We start from the raw sequence: 24,443 nt of genomic DNA on the forward strand, positions 1-24,443 counted from the left end.
GCGCCTCCCTCGGCCCGGATCCCTCGCAGCGTAGCCCTCAGCCCGCCGCCCGCGCGGCCGGGGTCTCCGGCGGGAACAGCCGGAGTCTGTGGGCCAGTGCCGCCGCCTCTCCCCGTCCTGAGACGTCCAGCTTGGCCAGAATGTTCGAGACGTGGACGCTGGCCGTCTTCGGGGAGATGAAGAGTTCCTCGGCGATCTGGCGGTTGCTGCGGCCGACGGCGACAAGGCGCAGGACGTCGCACTCGCGGCTGGTGAGGCCGAGTGCGGCCGCGGGGTCGGCGGGAGCGGTCCGGCACCGTTCGGGGGCGTGCTCCAGGGTGAGGCGGGCGCGCTGGGCGAGCAGGGCGACGGCGTCGGCGAGCGGGCGGGCGCCGAGGTGGTCGGCGGCGGCGCGGGACAGCCGCAGGAGTTCCGTGGCCCGGGCGCGCTCGTCGTCGTCCGCACCGGTGAGCAGCAGGGCCTCGGCGAGGCGGAGACGGACCCGGGCGAGGTCGTAGGGGCGCTCCAGGGTTTCGAGCGCCTCGACCACCTCGAACCACTGGTCCGGGCTGCTCACGCCGTCGGCCCGCCGGAGTTCGGCGCGGAGCCATTCGGCGTGGGCGAGCCAGACGGGCGCTCCGGTGGCCAGCGTCTTCGCGGCCGTGCGGATGCGTTCCAGGGTCGGGGCCCGGCCGGGTTCGGCGACGGGCAGACCGCGGGCGTCGGCCTCCGCGCCGGCGGCGGCCAGCAGCAGCGGCCAGGCGTAGCGCTGGGTGCCGGGTGGGAAGCCCGCTTCCAGGGCCTGCTCCAGGGTGCCGCGGGCGTCGAGGAAGCGGCCCTCGCCGGCGGCGATGCCGATGCTGGTGCCCAGCAGCGGCAGGGAATGCTGGGGCATCGGGTCGTGGGTGCCGAAGTGGCCGCGGGCGGCGGCCAGTTGACGGCCCGCCTCGATGAGGTCGCCGCGGGCCAGGGCGACGGGCGCGAGGCGGGACGCCCCCACACCGGAGGCCTTGCCGCCGAGTCCGATGGCCAGGGCGCTGCGGGCGGCTTCGGCGGCCTCGTCCCAGCGGCCGAGCGCGAACAGCGATTCCGACAGATTTCCCCAGACCCAGGCCTGGGTGTCCAACAGGCCGTTCCTGCAAGCGAGTTCGATGCCCTCGTTCAGGATCGCGACGGCCTCGCGGGAGCGGCCGACCGATTCCAGGTGGGAGGGCAGGTTGATGTGCAGACGGCCCACGACATAGGCGGCGCCCTGTCGGTTCGCCCGCTCCCTGACCCGGTACATCTCCGCGAGTCCGGCCTCGACCTGCCCCGCGTCGACCATCAGGCCGCCGAGGGTGAGCCGGGCGTTCAGCTCCGTGTCCCGGGCGCCCACCATGTGCGCGTACTCCACGGCGCGTTCGGCCGCGGAGAGGGCGCCGTGGCCCGGTTGGTGGACCATGCACCAGGCGGCGACCATGGACAGGACCTCGGCGTGCACCTGGGAGGGCGGGAGGCCGCGCACCAGGTCCTGGGCGGTGGCGAGTTCCTTCCAGCCGTCGCCGCGGACCTGCGCCTGGACGAGCCGGGAGCGCTGGATCCAGAACCAGGCGGCGCGCAGCGGGTCGCCCTCGTCCTCCAGGAGGTGCAGCGCCCGCTTGGTCGTCTTCAGGGCGCGCTCGCGCTCCCCGCACAGCCGGCCGGCGACGGCGGCCTCGGCCATCAGGTCGAGGTAGCGCAGCGGTGTGGTCGCGGGGTGGTGGCCGCCGGGGGGCGCCCCGAGCCCTTCGGACAGCGGGGGAGGATATGCCTCCACGTAGTCGATGGGGCGCAGTTCGGCCCGTACGGCGTCGGGGACCGCCTCCCACAGCTCCATCGCCCGCTCCAGGAGCCGCAGTTGCTCGGAGTGGGCGTGTCGGCGGCGGGCTTCCACCGAGGCGTCGAGGACGGCGGGCAGGGCCTTCGCGGCGTCGTGGGCGTGGTACCAGTAGCTGGCCAGGCGGGTCACGCGCTCGTCGGCCGGTACGAGTGCCGGGTCGGCCTCCAGGGCCTCGGCGTAGCGGCGGTTGAAGCGGGAGCGCTCGCCGGGGAGCAGGTCGTCGCTGACGGCCTCGCGGACCAGCGAGTGGCGGAAGCGGTAGCCGTCGCCGCCGGGAGCGGCGATCAGGATGTTGGCGCCGACGCAGGCGCGCAGGGCCTCGATGAGGTCGTCCTCGGCGAGCCGTGCCACGGCGGCGAGCAGGGGGTACTCGACGGTGCTGCCGCCCTCGGCGACGATCCGGGCGACCCGCTGGGCGCTCTCCGGCAGCCCTTCGACGCGGACGAGGAGCAGGTCGCGCAGGGTGTCCGTGAGGCCCGTAGGACAGCCTTCGTGGGCGGCGACGGCGAGTTCCTCGACGAAGAACGCGTTGCCGTCGGAGCGGGCGAAGATCTCGTCGGCCTGGGCCGTGTCGGGTTCGCGGGCGAGGATTCCGGCGATCTGACGGCCGACCTCGGCGCGGCTGAAGCGGCCCAGCTCGATGCGCCGGACCGTACGGAGGCGGTCGAGTTCGGCGAGCAGGGGGCGCAGCGGGTGGCGGCGGTGGATGTCGTCGGCGCGGTAGGTGGCGATCACGACGAGGCGGCCGCTGCGCAGTGTGCGGAACAGGTAGGCGAGGAGATGGCGGGTGGAGGCGTCGGCCCAGTGCAGGTCCTCGAGGACGACGACGACCGTGCGGTCCGCGGCGACCCGCTCCAGAAGGCGGGCGGTGAGCTCGAAGAGGCGGGCCATGCCGTCCTCCTCGTACTGCCGTCCCCGGGTCGTCTGCGCGAGTTCGGGGAGCAGACGGGCGAGTTCCTCCTCCTGTCCGGCCGCGGCGGCGGCGAGCTCGTCGGGCAGGGTGCGGCGCAGGGCGCGCAGGGCGGTGGAGAACGGGGCGAAGGGGAGGCCGTCGGCGCCGATCTCCACGCAGCCGCCGCAGGCGACGACGGCACCCTCGCGGGCGGCGGCGGTGGCGAACTCCTCCAGGAAACGGGTCTTCCCGACGCCGGCCTCGCCGCCGAGCAGCAACGCCTGCGGCTCGCCCGCGGCGGCGCGGGCGAGCGCTTCGTTCAACACTCCCATTTCGTCGGCGCGTCCGACGAACACCGGGCTGACGGACCTGGTCTCCACGGGCCCGAGCATGGCACAGGGGTCCGACAGTGCGGCAGCGGTTATCGGGACGGCGGCGGGTGTCCCGCCCGTCGGCCGGCCGTCGCCCGGCGGGAGACGGCCGGACGGCGGGCGGCCGCCTTCCCGCACACCCCGCGGACGGCCGGGTGCCCCGGGTCTGCCCGCGGGCACCGCGGCACTCATACGGTGCGGACGAACCGGTGCCGACGAGGACGGTCGCTATGGGACTGCTCCTCCTCGGCGCCCTGTGCGGACCGGTGGGCGGCCGCGCGGCGGGCGGCCCGGCGGACGCTCACGGCCTCCTTGGCGAGCCGGTAGGTCTGGGCCTTGCGGATCAGTTCCGCGGACCGGATCTGCTGGAGCTCGTACTCGAACATCTCGTACCCCTCGTGAAGAGTCGGTTTCGGCCTCGCTTGTTCGCGATGCCTCAACCTTCGGCTCCGAGGGGGGTGCGCCACATCGGGAGAGTTCCGCATCTTGGGAACGCGAAGGGCCTTAGGGCGGCGGTCGGTTTCCCGCGCCGGCCCTAAGGCCCCTCAGAGTGGTCGGGACTCAGCCCGCGGAGGGCAGTCCGAGGATGAGGTCGGAGTACTTGGCGACCGCGAGCACCAGTCCGACGACGCCGAGCGAGACGCCCGCCCAGGCGACGGACTTGATCCAGGCGGCCTGCGGCTTGCCGGGGGCGCCGAACGCGGGCCGGACCAGCACGACGACTCCGACGATCAGGGCGGCCAGCGCGAAGAGGCCGCCGATCAGCGCGGTGGTCTTCCAGGCATCGCCGTAGACGGCCTTGACCTGCGCGGCGACGCTGGCGGTCGACGAGGTCCCGAGCTGGCCGACCAGGGTCTCGCGGGCCGCGGCCACGGTGGCGACCCAGCTTCCGGTCAGCGACACCACGCCGAGTCCGGCGGACACCACGGCGGCGGCACCCTGGCCGACACCGGCGTCCCGTCCCGCGTCGGCGGAGTCGTCGCCGGCCACGAGGTCCTCGACCGTCCCGTAGGCCTCGTCGGCCTCGTCCTGCTCCTCGACGTCGGCCGCGGCCTCGTTCCCGTCGTCCGTGGACGCCTCGGCCCGGTCGGTCTCGGTGACGTCCACCGTCTGCTCGTCGCGCTTCGCCTCGGTGCCGGTCTCGGCCCCGGCTTCGTCAACTGTCTTGGTTCCCATGGAGCGCACGGTACGGACGCTGTCTGAGAAGTTCCTTAACGTTCTCTGTGAGCGCCGTCCGAGCGGGCGGCACGCCACGCGGGCGCGAGCACGGACCACACTTCGAGGTCGTGCCGGACCCCGCCGTGGGAGTGCTTCTCCCGGAGCACGCCGTCCCGGCCCATGCCGAGCCGCCGGGCCACGTTCAGGCTCGGGACGTTGCCCGCGGCGGCGACCCACTCCACGCGGTGGATCCCGCGCTCCTCGACCGCCCAGTCGATGAGGATCCGCATCGCCCGGGTGACCAGACCGCGCCCGGAGGCGGCGGGTTCCAGCCAGCAGCCGACCTCGCAGTTGCCCCGTTCCGCGTCGAAGTTCAGGAAGAGGACCCCGCCCACGAGCTTCCCCTCCAGCCACAGGCCGTGCAGGGACCCGGTACCGGCGGCGCGCATGTCGGCGTACCTCTGGAGGTGCGCCCGCGCCGACGGCACGTCCGTGGACGTGGACCCGAAGGGGATGAACCGCCCGATGAACTCGCGCCCCCGGTCCAGGTGGGCCAGGAACTCCTCGGCGTGCCACGGCTCCAGGGGACGCAGTTCCGCTCCGTCGTCACCCAGGGATATCGCGTACATCCCGCGACCGCTCCTTCGTCAGTACGTCCGTCACCTCGGCGTCCGCCGCGGCGCGGCCCAGTACGTCCGCCGCCTCGGCGTCCGTGGCCTCGGCCAGCCTCTCATGCGCGGCACGGCACTCGGGCGGCTCGATGCTGAGTCGCGGCAGCCGCCGGTCGAGCCAGCGCGGCAGCCACCAGTTGGCGTCGCCGAGCAGGTGCATGAGGGCGGGGACGAGGAGCGTCCGCAGGATGAAGGCGTCCAGGGCGACGGCGGCGGCGAGGGCGATGCCGAACATCGCGATGACGCGGTCCCCGCTGAGCACGAAGGCGAGGAAGACCGAGATCATGATGACGGCCGCGGAGTTGATCACCCGGCTGGTCTCGGCGAGGCCGACCCGGACGGCGCGCCGGTTGTCACCGGTCTCCAGCCACTCCTCGTACATTCGGCTGACCAGGAAGACCTGGTAGTCCATGGAGAGCCCGAAGAGCACCGACACCATGATCACGGGCAGGAACGGCTCGATGGGACCGGCGGCGCCGAGGCCGAGCAGTTCGCTCCCCCAGCCCCACTGGAAGATCGCGACGACGACTCCGAAGGCGGCGGCGACGGCGGCGATGTTCATCGCCGCGGCCTTGAGGGGGATGCCGATCGACCGGAACGCGAGCAGCAGCAGCACGCAGCCGAGGCTGATCACGACGCCGACGAAGAGCGGGAGCTTGCCGACGATGACGTCCGCGAAGTCGTCGTAGCTCGCCGTCACACCGCCGACCTGGACGTCGAGGTGGGTGCCCGACTCGGCGCGCGGCAGGACGTCGGTGCGCAGTCGGTCGACGAGATCGCTGGTCTTCTGGGACTGCGGCGCGGAGGCCGGGACGACGGTGAGGAAGGCGGTGTCGCCGGTGCCGTTGTACGTCACCGGGGTCGCCGAGGCGACTCCCTCGGTGGCCCGCAACGTGGTGTCCAGGTTGTCCAGGGCGAGCCTGTCCTCGGCGCCGCCGACCTTGGTGACGAGGGTCAGGGGGCCGTTCACGCCGGGGCCGAAGCCGTGCCCGATGAGGTCGTACGCCTGCCGGGTGGTCGTCGTCCTCGGGTCGTTGCCCTGGTCGGACGTGCCCAGGTGGAGGGAGAACGTGGGGAGGGCGAGCAGGGCCATCACGACGACGGCCACGGCACCGAGCAGCTTGGGGTGGCGCTCCACGAAGGCGGACCAGCGGGCGGCGAACCCGGTGGCCATTTCCGGCTCGGGCCCGTGCTCCTCCAGGCGTCGCCGTTCGCGGCGGCTGAGCGCGCGGGGGCCGATGAAGGAGAGCAGCGCGGGCAGCAGGGTGACGGAGGCCGCGACGGTGAGGACGACGGTCAGGGAGGCGGCGACCGCGACGCCGTTGAGGAAGCTGAGCCGCAGGATGAGCATGCCGAGCAGGGCGATGCAGACGGTGGCGCCGGCGAAGACGACCGCGCGTCCGGTGGTGGCGACGGCGTTCTGCGCCGCCTCGGCCACCGGTAGCCCGCGTTTGAGGCCGCGCCGGTGTCTGGTCACGATGAACAGCGCGTAGTCGATACCGACCCCGAGGCCCACCAGCATGCCGAGCATGGGGGCGAAGTCGGCGACGGTCATGGCGTGGCCGAGGAGCACGATGCCGAAGTACGCCGTGCCCACGCCGACCAGGGCGGTGGCGATGGGCAGCATGGAGGCGGCGAGCGAGCCGAACGCGAGGAAGAGGACCACGGCGGCGACGGCCACACCGACGATCTCGGCGAGGTGCCCGCCGGACGGTTTGGTGAGGGCGATGGCGGTGCCGCCCAGCTCGACGTCGAGTCCCTTGCTCTCGGCGGCCTTCGCGGCGCCGACGACGGCCTGGACCTCGCCCTTGTCGAGGTTCTCGGCCCGGTCGGCGAAGGTGATGGTCGCGTACGCCGTCCGGCCGTCCGAGCTGATCCGGCCGTCGGGGTTGCTCCGTCCCGATCCCTGGTGCGCGTACGGGCTGTCGACGGAGGCCACTCCGGGGAGCTTCTCGATCTTGTCCAGGGCGCGGGTGATCGACTGTTCGACACCGGCGGAGCGCACGGTGCCGGAGTCGGTGTGCCAGACGACGGTGTCGCTGTCGCCGCCGAGGCCGGGGAAGCCGGTTTTCAGGAGCTGCGTCGCGTGGCCCGATTCGGTGCCGGGGACCTCGTAGTCGTTCGAGTACGCGGAACCCGTGACGGCAGCGGCGGCGGTCACACCGCCGAAAGCCAGTAGCCAGAGCAGAACGGCGACGAGGCGATGCTGGACACACCAACGTGCTAGGGCTGCCACGAACGAGCTCCCAGGGGGATTTATGGATCTTTACCGGGAACTGCCCGCAAAGAACACATGACTAATGCGTCATCACTCTTACAGCCGGAAGTGATCCTTTGTCGCATTCGTGGGCTTCCTCACAGGACTGCGACGCAGGTCACAGGACATTCCCGGTGACTCTGCAGCCCCACTCGCCGTCGCTCAGTCGAGCTGGTCACCCACGGCCATGACCATCACACCGGCGATCATCAGCCACAGAGCCCGCCGGGTACGGCCCTTGGCCCCGAGCGCCGAGGCGCCGGCGCACAGGACGGCCCCCGAGGCGTAGGAGAGGGGTATGAGGGCGGTCGTGGAGGTGGTGGAGCGCATCGCCGACGCGGCGAGCCCGGCGACGGTCAGCAGGACCCCCGTCCCGACCGCGGTCCAACGAGCCCGACGCACATCGCCGCCCTCATCGCCGTGGTCGTGGTCGTGGCCGTCGCCGTGGTCGTGGTCGTGGTCGTGGCCGTCGCCGTCGCCGTCGCCGTCGCCGTCGGGATCCTCGCCGCCCTGGCCCTCGTCGTCCGAGTCGACGCCGCCCTGGTCGTCGCCGTCCTGGTCCTCGTCGTCCGGATCCTCGTCGTCCAGAGCCTCGCCGCTCAGGTCCTCAGCGTCCGAATCCTCCTGGCCGTGATCCTCGCGGTCAGCATCCTCCGGGTGGTCCCGACCCTCGCCGTCGGACGTCTCGCGGTCCTGATCTTCACGGCCGGGCGTCTCGGGGTCCCGCTCCTCCTGGTCCTGAACCCGCGGGGCCTGCGTCTCCGGGGCGTGCGTCTCCGGGGTCTGAATCTCCGGGGCCCGGACACTGCCTTCAGGCGTCTCGCGGTCGTGCGCCGTGCGGTCGTACGTCTCGGAGTCGGTGCTTCCACTCATGGCGCGGGAGCGTAGCGCGTTGACCTGAGCACGCCGACACAGACCCCAGGGGGTGCGTCGGTCGCGACGCACCCCCTGGGATGTGGGAAAACCCGGACCTCAGCCTTCGCTGACGCCCAGCTTCTCCAGGATGAGCTCCTTGACGCGAGCCGCGTCGGCCTGGCCGCGGGTGGCCTTCATGACCGCGCCGACGAGCGCGCCGACGGCCTGGACCTTGCCGCCACGGATCTTGTCGGCGATGCCCGGGTTCCCGGCGATGGCCTCGTCGACGGCGGCGGTCAGCGCGCCCTCGTCCGAGACGACCTTCAGGCCGCGCTTGTCGACGACCTCGTCCGGGGTGCCCTCGCCGGCGAGGACGCCCTCGATGACCTGACGGGCGAGCTTGTCGTTCAGATCGCCGGAGGTGACCAGCTCGGCCACCCGGGCGACCTGCGCCGGGGTGATCGGCAGGTCCTCCAGTGCCTTGCCCGACTCGTTGGCGCTGCGCGCCAGCTCGCCCATCCACCACTTGCGGGCGGAGGCGGAGTCGGCACCGGCCTCGATCGTCGCGACGATCGAGTCGATGGCACCGGCGTTGAGCATCGACTGCATGTCGTGGGCGTTGACTCCCCACTCCTCGCGCAGCCGGTTGCGCCGGGCCAGCGGCTGCTCGGGCAGTCCGCCGCGCAGTTCCTCGACCCAGTCGCGGGACGGGGCCACGGGGACGAGGTCGGGCTCCGGGAAGTACCGGTAGTCCTCGGCCTCCTCCTTCACGCGGCCCGAGGTCGTGGACCCGGTGTCCTCGTGGAAGTGGCGGGTCTCCTGGATGATCGTGCCGCCGGAGTTCAGCACCGCGGCGTGGCGCTGGATCTCGAAGCGGGCGGCACGCTCCACGGAACGCAGCGAGTTGACGTTCTTCGTCTCGGAGCGCGTGCCGAACTTCTCGCGGCCGTGCGGGCGCAGCGAGAGGTTCACGTCGCAGCGCATCTGGCCCTGCTCCATACGGGCCTCGGAGACACCGAGCGCCTTGATGAGCTCGCGCAGCTCGGCGACGTACGCCTTGGCGACCTCGGGAGCACGCTCACCCGCGCCCTCGATCGGCTTGGTGACGATCTCGATGAGCGGGATGCCTGCCCGGTTGTAGTCGAGCAGCGAGTGCGACGCGCCGTGGATACGGCCGGTGGCGCCGCCGACGTGCAGCGACTTACCGGTGTCCTCCTCCATATGGGCGCGCTCGATCTGCACACGGAAGACCTCGCCGTCCTCCAGCTGGACGTCCAGATAGCCGTTGAAGGCGATCGGCTCGTCGTACTGCGAGGTCTGGAAGTTCTTCGGCATGTCCGGATAGAAGTAGTTCTTCCGGGCGAAGCGGCACCACTCGGCGATCTCGCAGTGCAGCGCGAGGCCGATCTTGATGGCGGACTCGACGCCGGTCGCGTTGACGACCGGGAGGGCGCCGGGCATGCCGAGGCAGGTCGGGCAGGTCTGCGCGTTGGGCTCGGCGCCCAGCTCGGTCGAACAGCCGCAGAACATCTTCGTCTTGGTGCCGAGTTCGACATGGACTTCGAGGCCCATGACGGGGTCGTACGCAGCGAGTGCGTCCTCGTACGACACCAGGTCGGTCGTGGTGGTCACGGTGAAAACTTCCCTCTCAGCCCAGCAGGACGTCGTCGTCGCCCAGGCGCTTGAGCTCCCGGTAGAGGATGGCGAGGCCTGTGACGATGGCGGCGGCGGACACGGCCGCGTCGATGAGGCGCAGCGTGTCGTGTTCGTTGCGGGCCTTCTTGACCTGCTTCGCGACACCGAAGGCACCGAACGCCGTGCCGGCGATGGACAGATACGTGCCGGACTTGGACTTCTTGAAACCCTTGGCCTTGGACATTGCCTTGCTCACAGCGACGGAGCCTCCTCAAGCAGCGGGTGCCCCCACTTTTCCACGAAGGCGGCCTCGACGGCGGCGCCGACCTTGTAAAGGCGGTCGTCCTTCAGCGCCGGGGCGATGATCTGCAGACCGACCGGGAGGTTGTCCTCGGGCGCGAGACCGCAGGGCAGCGACATGGCGGAGTTGCCGGCCAGGTTGGTCGGGATGGTGCACAGGTCCGCGAGGTACATCGCCATCGGGTCGTCGGCGCGCTCGCCGATCGGGAAGGCGGTGGTGGGCGTGGTCGGCGAGACGATCACGTCGACCTGCTCGAACGCCTTCTCGAAGTCGCGGGTGATGAGCGTACGGACCTTCTGGGCGCTGCCGTAGTACGCGTCGTAGTAGCCGGAGCTGAGCGCGTACGTGCCGAGCATGATGCGGCGCTTGACCTCGGGGCCGAAACCGGCCTCACGGGTGAGGGCGGTGACCTCCTCGGCGGAGTGCGTGCCGTCGTCGCCGACGCGCGCGCCGTAGCGCAGGCCGTCGAAGCGGGCGAGGTTGCTCGAACACTCGGACGGGGCGATCAGGTAGTACGCGGAGAGCGCCAGGTCGAAGGACGGGCAGTCCAGCTCGACGATCTCGGCGCCCAGTTCCTTGAGCATCGCGACGGCCTCGTCGAAGCGCTGCACGACACCGGCCTGGTAACCCTCGCCGCGGAACTGCTTGACGACACCGACGCGCATGCCCGTCACGCTGCCGTTGCGGGCGGCTTCGACGACCGGCGGGACCGGGGCGTCGATGGAGGTCGAGTCGAGCGGGTCGTGCCCGGCGATGACCTCGTGCAGGAGGGCCGCGTCGAGGACCGTACGGGCGCAGGGCCCGCCCTGGTCGAGGGAGCTGGAGAAGGCGACCATGCCGTACCGCGACACGGCCCCGTACGTCGGCTTGACGCCGACGGTGCCGGTGACGGCGGCCGGCTGGCGGATGGAGCCGCCGGTGTCGGTGCCGATCGCGAGGGGCGCCTGGTACGAGGCGAGGGCCGCGGAGGAGCCGCCGCCCGAGCCACCGGGGATCCGGGTGAGGTCCCAGGGGTTGCCGGTCGGCCCGTACGCGCTGTTCTCGGTGGAGGACCCCATGGCGAACTCGTCCATGTTGGTCTTGCCGAGGATGACGACGTCGGCGGCCTTCAGCTTCTTGGTGAGGGTCGCGTCGTACGGCGGGATCCAGCCTTCGAGGATCTTGGAGCCGACGGTGGTCGGGATCCCCTCGGTGGTGAAGATGTCCTTGAGCGCGAGGGGCACACCGGCGAGCGGGCCGAGCTTCTCGCCGGCCGCGCGCTTGGCGTCCACGGCACGGGCCTGGGCGAGGGCGCCCTCGCGGTCGACGTGCAGGAAGGCGTGCACCTTCTCGTCGACGGCCTCGATGCGGGCGAGGTGGGCCTCGGTGACCTCGACGGCGGTCAGTTCGCCCGCCGCGATCTTCCCGGCGATCTCGGCCGCGGTGAGCTTGATGATGTTGACGTTGGTGTCCGTCATGGTGATTAGTCCTCCCCCAGGATCTGCGGCACCTTGAAACGCTGCTGCTCCTGGGCCGGGGCGCCGGAGAGCGCCTGCTCGGGGGTGAGCGACGGACGGACCTCGTCCGCGCGCATGACGTTCGTCAGCGGCAGCGGATGAGAGGTCGGCGGTACGTCTTGGTCGGCGACCTCGCTGACGCGGGCGACCGCGCCGATGATGTCGTCGAGCTGGCCTGCGAAGTGGTCGAGCTCTTCGCCCTTCAGCTCCAGACGCGCCAGCCGTGCGAGGTGGGCGACCTCCTCGCGCGTGATGCCAGGCATGCAGCGATCCTCTGGGGTGAGTGCGGTGTGGTGTGGCCCAATCCTATGGGGCTCGGGCCGATGCCCGCGCCCGGGTTTGCCGGGGCAGGCCCGCGGCCCGGCCTCCGGCCGGTCGTCTCCCACCCGCGCACCACCCGTTCACCGTCCCCCGGCAAGCCGAGCTCACCCGTACGGCCGTCCCGCCGTCGGCCACGATCGGCCGAACGACTCCCCGGCCTCCGGCCGGTGTCTCCCACCCCCGCACCACCCGTGACCGCCTCTGGACAGGCGACCTCTCCCGCCAGGTGACCCGCCGTCGGCCACGACCGGCCGAACGACTCCCCGGCCTCCGGCCGGTGTCTCCCACCCCCGCACCACCCGTGACCGCCTCCGGACAGGCGACCTCTCCCGCCAGGTGACCCGCCGCCGGCGCCCGCCGCGTCCGTGTGGTGCACGCGGCAGGCCGGGGCCGGAACCACGGCGCAGCCGCGGACGCCGACGGCGGGACGCGGAACGGGAGGGCTCGGCTTGTCGGAGGACGGCGAACGGGTGGTGCGTGGGTGGGAGGCGCGTCCGGCCGGAGGCCGGGCCGGCGCTACTCGGCAGCGGGAAGGGCGGCTCGCGGGCGCTGCCAGCCGCGGGAACCGCGGGCCAGCAGCCACGCCGTGGCCTCCTCCGGAGGCATCGCCGCGGCGACCAGCCACCCCTGGACGGCATCGCAGCCGAGATCCCGCAGCCGCTCCCACGTCTCGTCGTCCTCGACGCCCTCCGCCACGACGAGGAGACCCAGTGAATGCGCGAGGTCGACGGTGCAGCGCACGATCTCGGCGTCCTCGGTGTCCACGGCGAGCCGTGCGACGAACGAACGGTCGATCTTCAGCTCGCTGACCGGGAGCCGGCGCAGATGGACCAGAGAGGAGTAACCGGTGCCGAAGTCGTCCAGCGACATCTTCACGCCGTGCGCGGTGAGAGCCGCCAGGGTGTCGGCGGCCCGCTGCGGGTCCTCCAGGAGCACGTGCTCCGTTATCTCCAGTTGCAGCGCTCCCGGGGGAACTCCGTGCCGGGCGAGTCGGGCCGCGACGGCTCCGGCGAACCCCGGTGTGTGGACGTCGCGGGGCGACACGTTCACCGCGACCGGCACGTACAGGCCCTGGGCCCGCCAGCGCGCGACCTGCCCGAGGGCCGTCTCCAGGACGTACTCGGTGAGGTGGGGCATCAGCCCGGACGACTCGGCGATGGCGATGAACTCGTCCGGCGGTACCTTGCCGCGCTCGGGATGCACCCAGCGGACCAGAGCCTCGAGGCCGGCCACCTGTCCGTCGAAGCGGACCTTGGGCTGGTAGTGCAGTTCGACGTCCCCGGTGTCCAGGGCCCGGCGCAGGTCGCCCAGCAGGCCCAGCCGGTCGGGGGTGTTGGAGTCCCGCTTGGACTCGTACACCTCCACGCCCGTGCGGTCCCGCTTCGCCTGGTACATCGCGATGTCCGCACGGCGCAGCAGCCCCTCCGCGTCGAGCGCGTGGTCGGGGAAGACGGCGAGCCCGGCGCTGGCCTCCAGGACGAGGGTGAGTCCGTCGAGGTCGAGCGGCGAGCCGAGGGCGGCGACGAGATTGCGGGCGACCCGCGTGGCCGAGGTGGTGGAGTCCGCGACCGGCAGTAACACGGCGAACTCGTCACCGCCGAGCCGCGCGGCCTCCGCCCCGCGCGGCAGGGCGAGCCGCAGCCGGTCGGCTATCTGGAGAAGGAGCCGGTCGCCGGCGAGGTGCCCCAGGGTGTCGTTCACCGAACGGAAGCGGTCCAGGTCGATCAGCATCAGGGCGGAGCGGGCGCCGATGCGCTCGGCGTCGTCCAGCGCCGTCCAGGTGCGCTCCAGCAGCCACTGCCTGTTGGGCAGCCCGGTCAGCGGGTCGCGCAGTTGCTCCTCGGCCCGTGCGCGGGCTATCCACAGGGTGGAGTCGAGGGCGATCAGCGGGATCGAGAACAGTGGCAGCAGCATCGGCTCGGCCATCGCGACGACCCAGATCAGCGGCGCGATGCCGAGCAGGGCCACGGCGACGAGCCCTTGCCTGACCAGGGCCGTACGGGCGACGGTGGGCAGGCCGCCGCGTGGCGTGTTCAGGTACCAGAGCAGGGCGCGGGTGACGGCCAGGTAGGCGCCGGCGACCAGCACCACCTGGGGGGCGGCGTAGAACGTCCAGGTCTTGGGGTCCCAGGGCGTCTCGACGCTCGGGAACCGCCCGAACGACGCGAGGACCAGGGCCCCGGCGCCGATGCCGAGGATGTCGACCGCGCCGTGCAGGACGCCTTGGCGCCAGCGGTTGCGGCGGGCCGTGCCGACCAGGACGACGACGGTCAGGCTGACCATGCCGGCCGGGACCCAGCCGTAGAGCAGCAGGACCGCGAGGGTGAGGGCCGCGCCGGAGCCGGTGCCGCCCCACCAGCGGGCTCGGCCGAGGGCGACCAGATGGCCGACGATGATGCCGGTGAGCAACGCCAGCGACCAACCGACGGCGCCGCACGGGAAGAGCGCGTGGTGACCGGTGAACGCCCGGTAGAAGCCCGCGCCCAGGACGAACACGGCGGTGGCCACGACCACCGACGGCAGTGCGGGCCAGGACGTACGGCGTTCGGGATCGTGACCGGGGAGCCCTGCGCCGCGCTCGGCGGTGAGGCGGCCGACGCCGGGGACGACGGGAGCGGCGAGCGGTGCGGCGCCGAGTCCGCTCGGGGCCGGGCGCTCCGAAGGCCGTGCCGTCCGCAGGCCCGCCAGCCACGCGCCGGTCATCCGGCGCAGGCGCAGCCGTGAGTCGGGAGCGGCGCTCTCGGTCGGTTCCATTCCCGTCCCTCTCACTGCCGGCGGTGCCCACGCCACGCGGTCCGTTGCCGGCGACAACTGCCAACGGTGCCGCGTCGGAAAACCCTTCCCCTGGCTCGTGCGGAGCAGGGGATGCGCCAACCGCAGCCGGGCACGGCAGGCGCACGCCTCAACAGTAGGCCGCAGAAGGCTTCCACGGGCAGCGGTCGTCGACGGTTGCCCGAATGCGACCGAGTCACCCGTATGCAACGGGTATGCGCCGAACGGGTGGTCTTCAACCGCTATTCCTCGACCGGAAGCGCGGCTTCCGCCGCCGCCTCGGGTCCTTGTCCGAGCAGCACGGCGAAGCCCTCCTCGTTCAGGACCGGAACCTTCAGCTGCATCGCCTTGTCGTACTTCGAGCCAGGATTGTCGCCCACCACAACGAAGGATGTCTTCTTCGAAACAGAACCGGTCACTTTTGCTCCACGGCTCTGGAGTTCCTCCTTCGCCCCGTCCCGCGTGTGGTGTTCGAGCGTGCCCGTGACCACGACGGTGAGCCCTTCGAGCGGGCGGGGTCCTTCGTCCTCCCCGGCGCCCTCGTCCTCCATCCGGACCCCGGCGGCCTTCCACTTGCGGATGATCTCGCGGTGCCAGTCCTCGGCGAACCATTCCTTGAGCGAGGCCGCGATGATCGCCCCGACGCCCTCGGTGGTGGCGAGCTCCTCCTCGGTCGCCGCCTCGATGCGGTCCACGGAGCGGAACTCGCGGGCCAGCGCCTCGGCCGCGACCGGCCCGACGTGACGGATCGACAGACCGGTGAGAACGCGCGCGAGCGGGCTCTCCTTGGCGGCCGCGATGTTCTCCAGCATGGCAAGCGCGTTCTTCTTGGGCTCGCCCTGCTGGTTGGCGAAGACCGTGGCGATCTTCTCCTCGCCGGTCTTGGGGTCGCGCTTGGGCAGACCGCTGTCCTGGTCGAGGACATACGCCTTGATGGGCAGCAGCCGCTCGATGGTGAGGTCGAAGAGGTCGCTCTCGTCCTGCAGCGGAGGCTCGGACGGCTCCAGCGGCTTGGTGAGGGCCGCCGCGGCCACGTACCCGAAGTGCTCGATGTCCAGCGCCTTGCGGCCCGCGAGGTAGAACAGCCGCTCGCGCAACTGGGCAGGACAGCCGCGCGCGTTCGGGCAGCGCAGGTCGACGTCGGCCTCCTTCATGGGCCGCAGCGCCGTGCCGCACTCGGGGCACTCGGCCGGCATCACGAACTCCCGCTCGCTGCCGTCGCGCAGGTCGGCGACCGGGCCGAGGATCTCCGGGATGACGTCACCGGCCTTGCGCAGCACCACCGTGTCCCCGATGAGGACGCCCTTGGCCTTCACCACGTCCTGGTTGTGCAGGGTGGCGAACTCGACCTCGGAGCCCGCGACCGTGACCGGCTCGACCTGGGCGTACGGCGTGACCCTGCCCGTACGGCCCACGCCCACACGGATGTTGACGAGCTTGGTGTTGACCTCCTCGGGCGCGTACTTCCACGCGATCGCCCAGCGCGGTGCGCGCGCGGTGGAGCCGAGCCGGCCCTGGAGGGGGATCTCGTCGAGCTTGACGACCACTCCGTCGATCTCGTGCTCCACGGAGTGCCGGTTCTCGCCGTAGTACGCGATGAACTCCCTTACGCCGTCGAGGTCGTCGACCACCTTGGCGTACCGCGTGGTCGGCAGTCCCCAGGTGTGCAGCAGAGCGTAGGCCTCGGAGAGCCGGCCGAGGCCCTCGAAGCCCTCCAGGGCACCGATGCCGTGGACGACCATGTGGAGCGGCCGGGACGCGGTGACGCGCGGGTCCTTCTGGCGCAGCGAACCGGCCGCCGCGTTGCGCGGGTTGGCGAAGGGCTTGTCGCCCGCCTCCACCAGCCGGGCGTTGAGCTCCTCGAACTTCTCCATCGGGAAGTAGACCTCGCCGCGGATCTCCACGAGATCCGGGACGTGGTCGCCGGTCAGACGGTCCGGGATCTCCGTGATCGTACGGACGTTGGGCGTGATGTCCTCGCCCGTGCGGCCGTCGCCGCGGGTCGCCGCGCGCGTGAGACGGCCGTGCTCGTACGTGAGGTTGACGGCGAGACCGTCGACCTTCAGCTCGCACAGGAAGTGGTGGTCGGAGGCGCCTACGTCCTTGGCGACACGCTCGGCCCAGGCGGCAAGCTCCAGGTCGGAGAAGGCGTTGTCGAGCGACAGCATGCGCTGCCGGTGCTGGACCGAGGTGAAATCCGTGGCGTACGCCCCCGCGACCTTCTGGGTCGGCGAGTCCGGTGTGCGCAGCTCGGGGTACTCGTCCTCCAGCGCCTCCAGGGAACGCAGCAGCGTGTCGAACTCCGCGTCGCTGACGACGGGGGCGTCCTTCACGTAGTACCGGAAGCGGTGCTCCTCGATCTGCTCAGCGAGCTGCGCGTGCTTCTCCCGTGCCTCGGCGGGTACCGATGTGGGCTCTGCGTGCTTGTCGCCGGCCACCGTTGTGTCCTCCCGTTACTCTGGGTTGTCCGCGAGGGATCTCGCCGCCCGGACGCAGTGGGCCAGCGCCTTGCGCGCGAAGTCGGGGGAGGCCCCCGCGAGCCCGCACGACGGAGTGAGCGTGACCGCCTCCGCGAGAAGACCCGGTCGCAGTCCCAGCCTGCGCCACAGTGTCCTGACACCCATGACGCTACCGGCAGGGTCCGACAATGGGACGTCCACGCCGGGGATGACACCGGCGAAGAGCCGGGTACCGCCTTCGACCGCCTCCCCGATCGCGTCGTCGTCACGCTCGGTGAGGAGCGAGAAGTCGAACGAGATCGCCGACACGCCCGCCCGGCGCAGCAGGGCGAAGGGGACGTCCGGCGCGCAGGAGTGGACCACGACGGGCCCGCCGCCGTGTACCCCGACGACGTCCCGGAGCCTGGCCTCGGCGACCTGGCGGTCCACGGCACGGTTCGTGCGGTAGCCGCTGGCGGTCGGCACCTGGCCGCGGAGCACGGCGACGAGGGAGGGTTCGTCGAGCTGCAGGACGATCTGGGCGCCGGGAATCCGCCGGCGTACGTCTTCGAGGTGCAGCCGCAGTCCCTCGGCGAGCGATCCCGCGAGGTCGCGGCAGGCGCCCGGGTCGGAGAGTGCGGACTCGCCGTTCCTCAGCTCCAGTGCCGCGGCCAGGGTCCAGGGACCGACGGCCTGCACCTTCAGCGGGCCCTCGTACCCCTGGGTGAACTCCTCCAGGGCGTCGAGGTCCTCCCCCAGCCACGACCTGGCTCTCTTGGTGTCCCGGCCCGGCCGGTCCCCCAGCCGCCAGCCGCTGGGCTCCACGCGCGCGTACAGCTCGACGAGCATCCCCGCGGTCCGGCCGATCATGTCCGCCCCGGGCCCCCGCGCGGGGAGTTCGGCGAGGAACGGGAAGTCGTCGAGGGAACCGATGACGGTCTTCGCGGCCTCCCGCGCGTCGCCGCCCGGCATGGACCCGACCCCGGTGGCGGAACCGAACCTGAACTCGCTGTTTTCGCTCACCCCGGAAGCGTACGTAATCCCTGGGGGAGGTCAGCCGCCCGGCCGCACCGTCAGGTCGTTGACCTCGGCGTCCCGGGGCAGGTCCAGCGCCATCACGATCGTCGTCGCCACCGACTCGGGGTCGATCCACCTGGCCGCGTCGTACTCCTTGCCCTCCTGCTGGTGGACCTTGGCCTGCATGGGGCTGGCGGTGCGGCCGGGGTAGACGGAGGTCACCCGGACCCCGGCCGCGTGCTCCTCGTGGCGCAGGGAGTCGGCGAGGGCCTTCAGTCCGTGCTTGGAGGCGGCGTAGGCGGACCAGTCGGCGTGGGCGTTCAGGCCTGCGCCGGAGTTCACGAAGACCACGTGTCCCTGGGCGAGGCGGAGCTGGGGCAGGAAGTGGCGGGTCAGCTCGGCGGGGGCGACCAGGTTGACGTTGAGCTGATGGCGCCAGGACTTGGGGGTGAGATCGCCGACCCGGCCGAGGTCGACCACGCCCGCGATGTGCAGCAGGGAGTCGATGCTGCCGGGGAGGGTCTGGTGCGAGAACGCCCAGGAGAGCTTGTCGGGGTCCGCCAGATCGCCGACCAGGGTCTTCGCCCCGGGGAACGCGGCGGCCAGTTCCTTCGCGCGGCCCGCGTCGCGCGCGTGGAGCACGAGTTCGTCCCCGCGCGCGTGCAGACGGCGGGCGACGGCCGCGCCGATGCCGGAACCGGCCCCGGTGATCACATGTGTAGCCATGGACGCCATGCTCGCATCACCGGGGACCGGCCTCGAACCGGGTGCCGACGCGTCACAGGATGCCGACGTCTTCGCGGGACGCGCCGACGTCTCGCGGGCGCGGACGCCTCAGCGGATGCCGAGGCTCTCCTCCAGATAGGCCAGCGCCCCCACCGGCTCCTCGGCGAAGAACACCAGGTCGGTGAGCGGGCGCGGCAGGAAGCCTTCGGCGTCCATCCGGCGGAACTGCTCCTTGAGGCCGTCGTAGAAGCCGGCCGTGTTGAGCAGGACCACCGGCTTCTCGGTCTTCCCGTGCTTCTTCAGCTCCAGGATCTCGGTCGCCTCGTCGAGGGTCCCGGTGCCGCCGACCATGACGACCACCGCGTCGGCCTTCGCGAGGAGCAGTGCCTTGCGCTCGGCCAGGTCACGGGCGACGACCATCTCGTCGGCGCCCGTGCGGGCCTTGGCGGACAGGAACTCCACGGAGACGCCCACCAGCCGCCCGCCCGCCTCCTGCACCCCGTCGGCGACCACCTTCATCAGCCCGACGTCGGAGCCGCCCCACACCAGGGTGTGGCCGCCCTTGCCGAGGAGTTCGGCGAACTCTCGCGCGGGGCGCGTGTAGCGGTCGTCGAGATCGGCGGCGGAGAGGAAGACGCAGATGTTCATGACTTCACCGTACGCGGGAACGATTCGGGGCTCGCGAGCGCTTTCCCGGTATGGCTGAAGGACACACGATCACCATCGAGCAAGGCGCACAGCGCGTCCGCGTCGTGCACGGCGGCCAGGTCCTGGCGGAGAGCGACCGCCCCCTGGTGCTGCGCGAGACCGGCTGTCCGGTGCGTTACTACCTACCGCCCGAGGACGTCCGCCTGGACCTGCTGACGCCCTCCGACACCCACACGTACTGCCCCTTCAAGGGCACCGCGTCCTACTGGTCGCGCCCCGACGCGGCCGACCTCGTATGGGCCTATCCCGACCCCAAGCCCGATGTCGCCGAGATCAAGGACCACCTCTGCTTCTACGAGGTCGACGTGTCCTGAGTTCCGGGTGGACCTGGGCCGACGCGGGCGTGGTGACGCGATGAGTTCCCGGTCGCCCGGCAGTCTCTACAAGCATGGACAAGAAGACGATCTCGCGCGACGGGACCCCCATCGCGTACGAACGCTACGGTGACGGCCCGACGGTCGTCCTGGTCGGCGGCGCCATGTGCACGGGCGCCACGCTGGCGCCCCTCGCCGAGGCCCTCTCGGACCGCTTCGGTGCCGTCACCTACGACCGGCGCGGGCGCGGCGACAGCGGCGACACCTCGCCGTTCGCGGTGGCCCGGGAGATCGAGGACATCGCGGCACTGATCGACGCCTCCGGGGGCGGCGCGGCGCTCTACGGCATCTCGTCGGGCGGCGCGCTGGCCCTGGCGGCGACGGCGAGCGGGCTGCCCGTCCGCGAAGTCGCCGTCTACGAGACGCCGTTCGCCGTCGACGAGGAGGCCGGCAGGCAGCGGGCCGAGTACACCGAGCGGCTGACCGAACTGCTCGGCCAGGACCGGCGCGGCGACGCGGTCGAACTGTTCCTGTCCCTGGTCGGCACACCGCCGGAGATGATCGCCGGAGTGCGCATGTCCCACGCCTGGCCGGGCATGGAGGCCATCGCGCGGACCCTGGCGTACGACGACGCCGCGATGGGCGGGGGCCGGGTGCCCCGCGAGCGGCTGGCCGCGCTCTCCGTGCCGCTGCTGTCCGTCGCGGGCGACGCGAGCCCCGCGTGGATGCGCGAGGCGGCGCGGACCATCGCGGAGGCGGCGCCGAACGGGTCGTACCGCACGCTGGCGGGCCAGACCCACATGGTGGACCCCCAGGTACTCGCGCCGGTGCTGGCGGAGTTCTTCGGGACGAACGGTTAGACGCGGGACGGTGGACGGGCCCGGCGAGCCGGACAGGCCCGAAACAGGCCCGGTGAGCCCGACCGGTTGAACGGGCCCGGTGAGCCGGTGGCCCGGACAGGCCCGGTGAGCCGGACAGGCCCGGTGAGCCCGACCGGTTGGACGGGTCCTAGACGTCCGCCGTCGCGCGTGTCGTCGTCGCGATCGTCGCCGACCCCACCACCCGCGTGCCCTCGTACAGCACGATCGCCTGGCCGGGGGCCACGCCGCGGACCGGCTCGGTGAAGCGGACCTCCAGGGAGCCGTCGACCAGTTCGGCGTTCACCTCGGTCTCGCCGCCGTGGGCGCGGAGCTGGGCGGTGTAGGTGCCGGGGCCCGTCGGGGCCGCGCCGCACCAGCGCGGCTTGACGGCGGTCAGCGCGGACACGTCCAGGGAGGCGGCCGGGCCGACCGTCACCGTGTTGTTCACCGGCGAGATGTCGAGGACGTAGCGCGGCTTGCCGTCGGCGGCCGGGGTGCCGATGCGCAGCCCCTTGCGCTGGCCGATGGTGAAGCCGAACGCGCCTTCGTGGGTGCCGAGCCTGGCGCCGGACTCGTCCACGATGTCGCCCTCGGCCTTGCCGAGCCGGTCCGCGAGGAAACCCTGGGTGTCGCCGTCGGCGATGAAGCAGATGTCGTGCGAGTCCGGCTTCTTGGCGACGGCCAGGCCGCGGCGCTCGGCCTCGGCGCGGATCTCGTCCTTCGTCGTGACCGTGTCGCCGAGCGGGAACAGCGCGTGGGCGAGCTGGCGGTCGTCGAGGACACCGAGGACGTACGACTGGTCCTTGGCCATGTCGGAGGCGCGGTGCAGCTCGCGCGTGCCGTCCTCGCGGACGATCACCTGCGCGTAGTGCCCGGTGGCGACCGCGTCGAAGCCGAGCGCGAGCGCCTTGTCGAGGAGCGCGGCGAACTTGATCTTCTCGTTGCAGCGCAGGCACGGGTTCGGGGTGCGGCCGGCCTCGTACTCGGCGATGAAGTCCTCGACCACGTCCTCGCGGAAGCGCTCGGCGAGGTCCCAGACGTAGAAGGGGATGCCGATGACGTCGGCGGCCCGGCGGGCGTCGCGCGAGTCCTCGATGGTGCAGCAGCCACGCGCGCCGGTCCGGAACGATTGCGGGTTCGCCGAGAGGGCGAGGTGCACGCCCGTCACGTCGTGCCCGGCCTCGGCGGCACGGGCGGCGGCTACGGCGGAGTCCACTCCGCCCGACATGGCGGCGAGGACGCGGAGGGGGCGCTGCGAGGTGTCAGTCATAACCCCTCCAGAGTACGGGGCCGCGGGAACCGGAGCCCGCGAGTATCCGTTGAAGATCGCATGGGGGCGAAAAAGGGGAAGCCGCGGAGCAGTAGAACCGCGGCGGGAGGCAAGGACGCGGACCAGCCGGTCGGGCGCCGGGTGCTGCTCATCGGCGGCGCGCTGGCCGCCGTGAGCGCGGCCGGGATCGCCCGGGAGAAGCTGTCGCACCTGTGGTGGCGGCTGCCGGGTGTGGAGAAGGCGCGGGTCGCGGGGGCCGTGGACTTCCGGGGCGCGCGGTGGGTGGCGGCCTCGGCGGCGAACTGGCGGCGGGCCGACCGTCCCGACGACTACCCGATAGACCGGGTGGTCGTCCATGTCACCCAGGGCAGTTTCGCGGGCGCGGTGCAGGCCTTCCAGGACCCGGGGCACGGAGCGGCCGCGCACTACATCGTCGGCAAGGACGGTCATGTCACCCAGATGATCCGCGAGCTGGACGTGGCGTTCCACGCGGGCAACCGCGCGTACAACGAGCGCAGTGTCGGCATCGAGCACGAGGGTTTCGTCGACCGCGCCGCGTCGTTCACGGACGCGATGTACGAGGCGTCGGCACGGCTGACGGCCGGGATATGCGGGCGGTACGGCATACCCGTGGACCGCGAGCACATCATCGGGCACGTCGAGGTCCCGGGCACGGACCACACGGATCCCGGCCGGTACTGGGACTGGAACCGCTACATACGGCTCGTACGACGGGCGCGCACAACCGGCGCGTAGGCGTGGGAGGGGGACGTCGCAGCGGGGTCACAGGCGGCTGCGCCGAGGGTCCACGGCACCGGAACATGATGCTGTGAGGCAGGTCCGGGAGGCGCGTGTCCGTTGCGTCCCGCGCCGCCACCCTGACCAGTGAGACATCAACTCCCCTTTCACCCAAGGGAGTTGACCCTGACTCTAAGTCATCGGTTTTCACAGCGAAGAAGGCGTTCTCCTAAACCGGCCCCATTCGTCGCACAGCCCGTGGGCCGAGAGTCCACGACCATGACGCACTCCACGCAGCCCGCTTCCGGCGCGGGCAAAGACAAGGGCCGGTCCAGGACCAAGGGCATGCACCGCCGCACGTTCCTCGGCCGAATGGCGGGGGCCGGCCTCGCGGCGGCGACCGCCGGCGGCACCGCCATCGCCGTGCTGACGAACGCGACGCAGAACAAGGCGCACGCGGCGGGCACCACGCTGACCATCCCCGACCTCCTGGAGGGGACCGCCTCGGGCGGCACCACGACGTACACCCTGGAGGCGAAGACGGGCACCAGCGAGGTGCTCAGCGGAGTGACCAGCACGACCGCGGGCTACAACCAGTCGTTCCTCGGTCCCACGATGAAGTGGACCTCCGGCGACACCGTCCTGCTGAACATCACCAACAGCCTCACCGAGGACACCACGGTCCACTTCCACGGCGCGCACGTCCCGCCGAGCATGGACGGCGGCCCGCAGAACGCTTTCGCCTCCGGGAAGACCTGGTCCCCCACCTTCACGGTCAAGGACGAGGCCAAGACGCTCTGGTACCACCCGCACGCCCTGGGCACCACGGCCGAGCAGGCCACCCACGGGCTGGCGGGCATGATCATCGTCGAGGACGACTCCGCCGCGTCCGCGGCCCTGCCCAGCACCTACGGCACCGACGACATCCCGATCATCCTGCAGTGTCTGGCCACCGACAGCGCCGGGGAGATCAAGTACAACCTGACCGGCTACCTCGCCAACGGCCTCGACTTCCCCCTTCTGTGCAACGGCACGAACGTCGACGCCACCACGCTCTCCTTCACCGCCACCAAGAAGCGCACCCGCTTCCGGCTGCTCAACGCCTCACCGTCGGACATCATCACCGTCCAGCGCGGCGACGGCGGGACCCTCACCCAGATCGCCACCGACCAGGGATATCTGACCGAGGCCACCGAGGTGAAATCGATCCGGCTCGTGGCGGGCGCGCGCGCCGAGTTCGTGATGGAGCTCAGCGACGCGGTCACCCTGGAGGCCGTGGTGACGACGGGCTGGGTGCGCGGCGGCAGCGGCACCTACGAGTTCCTGACCGTCACTCCGGACACCTCGGACACCCCGGCGGACCTGCCGACCCTCAACACCATCACCCGGTACGACACCACCGACTTCACCGCCCGGACGATCACACTCGGCCAGAGCGGCACCTCGATGACGATCAACGGCTCCGTGGGGACGAGCATGTCCTCGATGGCGATGATCAGCACCACCCTGGGCGCCGAGGAGATCTGGACGGTCAAGAACGGCACGCAGCTTGAACACTCGTTCCATCTGCATGATGTGCCGTTCCAGTTGATCTCCATCAACGGGGCGGATCCGACGGGTGTCCAGTTGGGCTGGTACGACACGTTCGAGGTGGTCGGCGGCGGCACGATCAAGATCGCCATGAAGTTCACCGACTTCACGGACGACACCTACATGTACATGCTCCACTGCCATCTGCTCCAGCACGAGGACGAGGGCATGATGGCCGGCCTCATGGTGACGGAGAGCTAGGCCGGGCTGGACCCT

The 24,443-nt window shown here is 71.6% G+C and carries 20 protein-coding genes; 4 read left to right on the top strand and 16 right to left on the bottom strand.

The features are described 5' to 3' along the window. Nucleotides 1-37 precede the first annotated feature (37 nt). The 15 genes from ACIQRL_RS30005 to ACIQRL_RS30075 form a co-directional block, all read right to left on the bottom strand. Complete coding sequence (locus ACIQRL_RS30005; RefSeq protein ID WP_401337353.1) at nucleotides 38-3,121, bottom strand: AAA family ATPase; 3,084 nt, start codon at nucleotides 3,119-3,121, stop codon at nucleotides 38-40. Between the two features lie 167 nt (nucleotides 3,122-3,288). Then, nucleotides 3,289-3,486: a hypothetical protein gene (locus ACIQRL_RS30010; protein WP_401337355.1), complete on the bottom strand. Its 198-nt coding sequence runs from the start codon at nucleotides 3,484-3,486 to the stop codon at nucleotides 3,289-3,291. A 175-nt stretch (nucleotides 3,487-3,661) separates the two neighbouring features. Beyond that, nucleotides 3,662-4,276, bottom strand: coding sequence for a hypothetical protein (locus ACIQRL_RS30015; protein WP_401337357.1), 615 nt, complete (start codon nucleotides 4,274-4,276; stop codon nucleotides 3,662-3,664). Nucleotides 4,277-4,311: 35 nt separating this feature from the next. Further along, entirely contained in the window at nucleotides 4,312-4,887 is a 576-nt protein-coding gene (locus ACIQRL_RS30020) for a GNAT family N-acetyltransferase (protein WP_401337358.1), read from the bottom strand. Further along, nucleotides 4,865-7,165: an MMPL family transporter gene (locus ACIQRL_RS30025; RefSeq protein WP_401337359.1), complete on the bottom strand. Its 2,301-nt coding sequence runs from the start codon at nucleotides 7,163-7,165 to the stop codon at nucleotides 4,865-4,867. The genes ACIQRL_RS30020 and ACIQRL_RS30025 overlap by 23 nt, the downstream gene beginning before the upstream one ends. Nucleotides 7,166-7,348: 183 nt before the next feature. Beyond that, entirely contained in the window at nucleotides 7,349-8,059 is a 711-nt protein-coding gene (locus tag ACIQRL_RS30030) for a hypothetical protein (protein ID WP_401337361.1), read from the bottom strand. 99 nt (nucleotides 8,060-8,158) lie between these two features. Continuing rightward, on the bottom strand, nucleotides 8,159-9,673 hold the full coding sequence (gene gatB / locus ACIQRL_RS30035) for an Asp-tRNA(Asn)/Glu-tRNA(Gln) amidotransferase subunit GatB (protein WP_401337362.1): 1,515 nt from the start codon (nucleotides 9,671-9,673) through the stop codon (nucleotides 8,159-8,161). Between the two features lie 16 nt (nucleotides 9,674-9,689). After that, complete coding sequence (locus tag ACIQRL_RS30040) at nucleotides 9,690-9,920, bottom strand: hypothetical protein (protein ID WP_401337522.1); 231 nt, start codon at nucleotides 9,918-9,920, stop codon at nucleotides 9,690-9,692. A gap of 8 nt (nucleotides 9,921-9,928) precedes the next feature. After that, a complete protein-coding gene (gene gatA, locus ACIQRL_RS30045) occupies nucleotides 9,929-11,434 on the bottom strand; it encodes an Asp-tRNA(Asn)/Glu-tRNA(Gln) amidotransferase subunit GatA (RefSeq protein ID WP_401337363.1) in 1,506 nt (501 codons plus the stop codon). 5 nt (nucleotides 11,435-11,439) lie between these two features. Further along, nucleotides 11,440-11,736, bottom strand: a complete 297-nt coding sequence (gene gatC, locus ACIQRL_RS30050) for an Asp-tRNA(Asn)/Glu-tRNA(Gln) amidotransferase subunit GatC (RefSeq protein ID WP_015036350.1) — start codon at nucleotides 11,734-11,736, stop codon at nucleotides 11,440-11,442. Nucleotides 11,737-12,310: 574 nt separating this feature from the next. Continuing rightward, the gene (locus ACIQRL_RS30055) at nucleotides 12,311-14,548 is read right to left on the bottom strand and encodes a putative bifunctional diguanylate cyclase/phosphodiesterase (RefSeq protein ID WP_401337365.1); all 2,238 of its coding nucleotides are present in this window, start codon (nucleotides 14,546-14,548) and stop codon (nucleotides 12,311-12,313) included. A gap of 260 nt (nucleotides 14,549-14,808) precedes the next feature. Then, entirely contained in the window at nucleotides 14,809-17,004 is a 2,196-nt protein-coding gene (gene ligA, locus ACIQRL_RS30060) for an NAD-dependent DNA ligase LigA (protein WP_401337367.1), read from the bottom strand. A gap of 15 nt (nucleotides 17,005-17,019) precedes the next feature. Then, nucleotides 17,020-18,027 carry a methionine synthase gene (locus tag ACIQRL_RS30065; RefSeq protein ID WP_401337368.1) on the bottom strand — a complete coding sequence of 336 codons (1,008 nt, stop codon included), beginning with the start codon at nucleotides 18,025-18,027 and terminating at the stop codon, nucleotides 17,020-17,022. 30 nt (nucleotides 18,028-18,057) lie between these two features. Beyond that, nucleotides 18,058-18,756 (bottom strand): SDR family oxidoreductase, encoded by a 699-nt coding sequence (locus ACIQRL_RS30070; RefSeq protein WP_401337370.1) that lies wholly within the window; start codon nucleotides 18,754-18,756, stop codon nucleotides 18,058-18,060. A 99-nt stretch (nucleotides 18,757-18,855) separates the two neighbouring features. Further along, a complete protein-coding gene (locus ACIQRL_RS30075; protein ID WP_401337372.1) occupies nucleotides 18,856-19,395 on the bottom strand; it encodes a TIGR00730 family Rossman fold protein in 540 nt (179 codons plus the stop codon). 50 nt (nucleotides 19,396-19,445) lie between these two features. On the opposite strand from ACIQRL_RS30075, the gene ACIQRL_RS30080 reads away from it, so the two are divergent. Continuing rightward, nucleotides 19,446-19,769: a DUF427 domain-containing protein gene (locus ACIQRL_RS30080; RefSeq protein WP_401337374.1), complete on the top strand. Its 324-nt coding sequence runs from the start codon at nucleotides 19,446-19,448 to the stop codon at nucleotides 19,767-19,769. A 74-nt stretch (nucleotides 19,770-19,843) separates the two neighbouring features. Then, nucleotides 19,844-20,629 (top strand): alpha/beta fold hydrolase, encoded by a 786-nt coding sequence (locus tag ACIQRL_RS30085; protein WP_401337376.1) that lies wholly within the window; start codon nucleotides 19,844-19,846, stop codon nucleotides 20,627-20,629. Between the two features lie 148 nt (nucleotides 20,630-20,777). Here the strand turns inward: ACIQRL_RS30085 and mnmA are convergent, their stop codons facing one another. Then, a complete protein-coding gene (gene mnmA / locus ACIQRL_RS30090) occupies nucleotides 20,778-21,899 on the bottom strand; it encodes a tRNA 2-thiouridine(34) synthase MnmA (RefSeq protein ID WP_401337377.1) in 1,122 nt (373 codons plus the stop codon). A gap of 60 nt (nucleotides 21,900-21,959) precedes the next feature. On the opposite strand from mnmA, the gene ACIQRL_RS30095 reads away from it, so the two are divergent. Together ACIQRL_RS30095 and ACIQRL_RS30100 are read left to right on the top strand one after the other, a co-directional pair. Continuing rightward, nucleotides 21,960-22,655 carry an N-acetylmuramoyl-L-alanine amidase gene (locus ACIQRL_RS30095; RefSeq protein WP_401337379.1) on the top strand — a complete coding sequence of 232 codons (696 nt, stop codon included), beginning with the start codon at nucleotides 21,960-21,962 and terminating at the stop codon, nucleotides 22,653-22,655. Nucleotides 22,656-22,916: 261 nt separating this feature from the next. After that, complete coding sequence (locus ACIQRL_RS30100) at nucleotides 22,917-24,428, top strand: multicopper oxidase family protein (protein WP_401337381.1); 1,512 nt, start codon at nucleotides 22,917-22,919, stop codon at nucleotides 24,426-24,428. Nucleotides 24,429-24,443 lie beyond the last annotated feature (15 nt).

Source organism: Streptomyces sp. NPDC091209 (assembly GCF_044757755.1).
Classification (GTDB): Bacteria; Actinomycetota; Actinomycetes; order Streptomycetales; family Streptomycetaceae; genus Streptomyces.

What these genes read in the sequence shown, in the direction of transcription:
- ACIQRL_RS30005 (WP_401337353.1), bottom strand. Translation starts at nt 3,121, where the DNA reads ATGCTCGGGCCCGTGGAGACCAGGTCCGTCAGCCCGGTGTTCGTCGGA.
- ACIQRL_RS30010 (WP_401337355.1), bottom strand. Translation starts at nt 3,486, where the DNA reads ATGTTCGAGTACGAGCTCCAGCAGATCCGGTCCGCGGAACTGATCCGC.
- ACIQRL_RS30015 (WP_401337357.1), bottom strand. Translation starts at nt 4,276, where the DNA reads ATGGGAACCAAGACAGTTGACGAAGCCGGGGCCGAGACCGGCACCGAG.
- ACIQRL_RS30020 (WP_401337358.1), bottom strand. Translation starts at nt 4,887, where the DNA reads ATGTACGCGATATCCCTGGGTGACGACGGAGCGGAACTGCGTCCCCTG.
- ACIQRL_RS30030 (WP_401337361.1), bottom strand. Translation starts at nt 8,059, where the DNA reads ATGAGTGGAAGCACCGACTCCGAGACGTACGACCGCACGGCGCACGAC.
- ACIQRL_RS30040 (WP_401337522.1), bottom strand. Translation starts at nt 9,920, where the DNA reads ATGTCCAAGGCCAAGGGTTTCAAGAAGTCCAAGTCCGGCACGTATCTG.
- gatA (WP_401337363.1), bottom strand. Translation starts at nt 11,434, where the DNA reads ATGACGGACACCAACGTCAACATCATCAAGCTCACCGCGGCCGAGATC.
- gatC (WP_015036350.1), bottom strand. Translation starts at nt 11,736, where the DNA reads ATGCCTGGCATCACGCGCGAGGAGGTCGCCCACCTCGCACGGCTGGCG.
- ACIQRL_RS30055 (WP_401337365.1), bottom strand. Translation starts at nt 14,548, where the DNA reads ATGGAACCGACCGAGAGCGCCGCTCCCGACTCACGGCTGCGCCTGCGC.
- ACIQRL_RS30070 (WP_401337370.1), bottom strand. Translation starts at nt 18,756, where the DNA reads ATGGCGTCCATGGCTACACATGTGATCACCGGGGCCGGTTCCGGCATC.
- ACIQRL_RS30075 (WP_401337372.1), bottom strand. Translation starts at nt 19,395, where the DNA reads ATGAACATCTGCGTCTTCCTCTCCGCCGCCGATCTCGACGACCGCTAC.
- ACIQRL_RS30080 (WP_401337374.1), top strand. Translation starts at nt 19,446, where the DNA reads ATGGCTGAAGGACACACGATCACCATCGAGCAAGGCGCACAGCGCGTC.
- ACIQRL_RS30085 (WP_401337376.1), top strand. Translation starts at nt 19,844, where the DNA reads ATGGACAAGAAGACGATCTCGCGCGACGGGACCCCCATCGCGTACGAA.
- mnmA (WP_401337377.1), bottom strand. Translation starts at nt 21,899, where the DNA reads ATGACTGACACCTCGCAGCGCCCCCTCCGCGTCCTCGCCGCCATGTCG.
- ACIQRL_RS30095 (WP_401337379.1), top strand. Translation starts at nt 21,960, where the DNA reads ATGGGGGCGAAAAAGGGGAAGCCGCGGAGCAGTAGAACCGCGGCGGGA.
- ACIQRL_RS30100 (WP_401337381.1), top strand. Translation starts at nt 22,917, where the DNA reads ATGACGCACTCCACGCAGCCCGCTTCCGGCGCGGGCAAAGACAAGGGC.